Source organism: Psychrobacter sp. CX18, assembly GCF_057396215.1.
In genome coordinates this window covers 1-4,161 of the sequence record NZ_JBXYJH010000033.1, presented here as the reverse complement: position 1 = coordinate 4,161, position 4,161 = coordinate 1, and the positions used below count along the sequence as shown (strand labels likewise).

3 protein-coding genes are annotated in these 4,161 nt (G+C 40.9%); all 3 read right to left on the bottom strand.

Annotated elements, in window-relative coordinates; all coding sequences use genetic code 11:
- A partial coding sequence (locus AC2SLT_RS13025; protein WP_486548079.1) for a tetratricopeptide repeat protein occupies window positions 1-1,735 on the bottom strand: 1,735 nt, incomplete at its 3' end.
- Window positions 1,736-1,772: 37 nt separating this feature from the next.
- Window positions 1,773-3,434, bottom strand: coding sequence for a caspase family protein (locus AC2SLT_RS13020; protein WP_486548078.1), 1,662 nt, complete (start codon window positions 3,432-3,434; stop codon window positions 1,773-1,775).
- 56 nt (window positions 3,435-3,490) lie between these two features.
- Window positions 3,491-4,161: caspase family protein (locus AC2SLT_RS13015; protein ID WP_486548077.1), on the bottom strand; the 671-nt coding region annotated here is incomplete at its 5' end.

Here is a 4,161-nt window from a genome sequence, read left to right as displayed (position 1 = left end):
CCGTGTTTAATAAGCTGATATGACCTTTATCATAGAGACTACCGACTTGTTTATTTAAGGTGTTATAGATAGCACTGGCATCTTTAGCGGCATAGTTAAGGGTAAGGTCTGGGTTTTGATAGGTGTCTATTCCGACTATTACCGCATGTAGTTTGGGCTTTTGAATAGGGGCATAGGTTGAGGTGATTTGCTGCACCACTTTACTGGTGACACCGATATTGTCACCGGGGTAGGCTTCTACCGTCAGCGTATGCGTGCCTTTAGGAATAGATAAGGTAAAGTCACGCGTGGTTTGGTTGACTTGCCTACCTAGTCCACGGCTAGCTTGGTCAACAGCAACACCGTCTAGTAAGACACGCACATCACCGATACCACCACCTTGGTCGGTGAGTAGAACGGAGAGGCTTAGGGTGTCGTTGTTAATGGTGCTGGGCGGGGCAGATTGCCAAGTGATTAGGGGTGGTTTGGCAAAGATAGATTCGACTTGTTTGCGGATGGCGGGGTCGGTTATTTTGCCAGAGGCAAGAAGGTTTTCAAGGTTCTTTTTGACAATATTAAAATTGTCTATATCGTTAGCAGAGGAGTTAGCTTGAAACGCTTTGTATGATTTTAGATACCATTGAGTTGCTATATTTAAGTCCTTATCTACACCTTTCCCGTTGTTATACATAACACCAATACTATTTATCGCAATTTTGTTACCAGCATCGGCGGCTTTCTTATACCAATTCATAGCAGTGGTATAGTCTTGAGATACACCTTGCCCTTTTTGATACATAAAACCAATACTGGTCATTGCATTTGTATTCCCTGCATCAGCGGCTTTTTGATACCACTGCATGGCTTTGCTATAGTCTTGAGCGACGCCTTGACCTTTGTAATACTTAAAACCAATATTGGTCATCGCATTTGTATTCCCTGCATCAGCGGCTTTGGTGTACCACTGCATGGCTTTGGTATAGTCTTGAGATACGCCTTGTCCTTTTGCATATAGAACACCAATATTGAGCATCGCATATGAATTACCTGCATCAGCGGCTTTGGTGTACCATTGCATGGCTTTGGTATAGTCTTGAGATACACCTAGTCCTTCTTGATACATAAAACCAATATTGAACATCGCATTTGTATTCCCTGCATCAGCGGCTTTGGTGTACCATTGCATGGCTTTGGTATAGTCTTGAGATACACCTTGTCCTTTGTCATACACAATACCAAGCATAAACATTGCATTGGCATTTTTGTTACTCGCAGACTTCTTAAACCAACTTATCGCATCAGAGTAGTTACGCTCTATATCTAGATTTTCATAAAGGCTATTAAATCCTTTATACAGACTAATCAACCCATTAGTATCATCATGACTATCATTCAACATTTGAATAGCCTGAGCTACTTTTACCTCATTTAGTGTATAGTTAATACTATCTCCTCTAGCTTTATAACGATACAAAGTCATATCCGCAGCTATATTGCCCTGTTTGCTTAGTTCAATGAGCTGTTTAATACGTTCTTGTTGGCTTAACTCAAAGGTTTGTTCTACGGTTTGTAATTGCACTAAAAATTTAGCTTCGCTAATTTCACTCGCCATACTCACTTGCGGAATTAAACCCATGCTCAACGCTACAGCAGCGACTGCCCCCAATTTATGATAACGAATACTAGCCAAACATCCCCAAAGGGTAAGTTGCTGTAGTGTTTTTTTATAACTTTGTGGTCGGTTAGATTGGCTCATAGTAAGTGTCCTTAGAATTAAATAGATAAGCTATTTTTTATTCTGGTAAATATTGTGGCTGAATAATACCTTCCAAATCCTCATACCTTATCAAAAGCTTGGCATCACCCATGGAATAGGACCCGAGCTCATAAGGTTGATAAATAAGCTCTAAACCTTCAGGTACAAAACGAAAATTCTCAGTTAAGGTAAAAGGCCAACTTTCTTGATGTGAGATAGCATCTTCTTCTGAAATACCGTGCTCTTCTAACCAATGTAAATAAGCAGGGTACACAGATTTTTTCAATTGCTTCTGATAAGCATCAACAAAAACATCGTCGATTGTTAGTACTGATTTATCATTAGGGTCTATATTTAAATAAGTTGTGTTATGCATACCATGAGCACCACCTGAATAAATATAACTGACTACCTCTACTACGATGACCCCTGAGTTTTGATAAACCATATTTGCAGTGAGTTCTATATCTGAACCGAAGCCCTGAATATTACCATCAGCATCCATGCTTTCTTCCACACTGCCATTGATATTATCTCTAAGAATTTGTTCTATACTTTTATCAGTCTCAGATAGTGTGAATAACTCTTCATCGATAATATCAGTAATCCATGCATGCTTACCTTTAAATACTAAACGCTGAGCTTTTGCTTCAAAACATATCTCATCAAAACAACGGGCGGGGGGCTGAATAATTTCAATCTCAGGGCTGGCAAACTTAACTTTTGGCTTAGGAGGGATAATTGGTTGAGTAACTGACGGTTTAGCGTCCACACTCTCGTCCCCAACAACGAGCATAGTGCTTACCTTCATAGAGCCACTACGGGTTGGCTTTTGATGACCCTCTGTCCACTGAGCCACGCTATCCGCCACACTATCCAGCAAGCTCATTAGTGGTACCTTATCTATCTGCTTAAACGACTCATTAATCGCTAACGCATAAGGGCTATTACTATCGCTAACTTCAGAGCTATCGTATGCAAATTCTCCCGAACGAGTCGCATAACTCACCACCATTTGGCTATCGGACACCACATTCATACTTGCTAGTCCTTTCGAACCCCGCACCTTGATAAAAGGATTGTTTCGGCACGCATCCAAAATGACCAAGCTGGCTCTAGGCTTTGCTGCCTCCAATGCATCAATAATGTCATAACTATTGACGCCAAACCCTTTAATACTAGATTCCCCTTTAATCTGAGCATCTACTGGAATCAAATAATTAACTCGGCTATTATCCTGAATCCCGTGTCCTGAATAATAAAACACCGCAGACTCTGCCTTTTCTGCCTGTGTCGCAAACTCATCAATTGCCATAATCATATTGGCACGGTCACTGTTCTTGATTAACGTAACCTTAAATCCCTGATCATTTAGGGTATGAGCCAGTAAGTTGGCATCATTGATAGGGTTGTTTAGCTTTGTTTGACCCTCATAGTCTGCATTGGCAATGAGTAAAGCAACTCTTTGTCCTAAGCGAATATCTTCGTTGTCGATGTTTGCGATCTTAATTTGCTTGCTGTTTGCCTCTAGAACATCTATTTGATTGATAGTCGAGTTTTCAGTTTGTACAGATGTATCAAATTCAGTGTCTGCTTGTGAATCGCTGCCACTGTCACAAGCGAATAGCACTAAGCTTAAACTTAATACAGTGCTATATTTTGCTATATAGGTTAATGAAGCATACCGCGGCTTTGTCATAGTTATTCTCTTTTATTCACTCATTAACTGGCTACTAATAAATAGCAAACCACACTCTACCGCACCACCTTAAACTCAAAGCCATTCCCCACCGTACTGGTGGTTGGATACTGTGGCTGACTAAATGCCTTTTGCGCAATAGTTGGTATCTCATCCTCAATATAGTTTGATAACTCACCCGTCTTCATATACCCATCCTTATTCATATCACCAGCACCGTTAAAGGCTTGCAATAACCCATAAGTAAACACCCCATGACCCTGATAACCCTCTAACGCCTTTTGCTTATCCGAGCTTGCCATAATCACCGTAGCCCCTGCCTTACGCTGCATCCGCTCTATCACCATTTGATCATCTAAGCCACGAGAGGCGATGAGCTGACCGGCATCAATAGAGCCACCACTATCACACGTATCTAGCAAGATAAGCTTTTTATCTGTTTGTACCTGTGCCAATAGGTCTTGTAAGTCCTCTGCATTAATCCCTGTTTGAGCAACTTTACTACTAGAGGTTGCCCCAACGTCAGAGGTAAATAAATGATAGCCTGTATCAGGGAAGTTATAACCATGACCTGCCACATAGAATACAAACACATCACCCATGTCTGCACTCGATTTAATCTCATTGACCTTATTGATGATATTGGCTTTAGTTGTAGAGCCAGCCGTGTTTAATAAGCTGATATGACCTTTATCATAGAGACTACCGACTTGTTTATTTAAGGTGT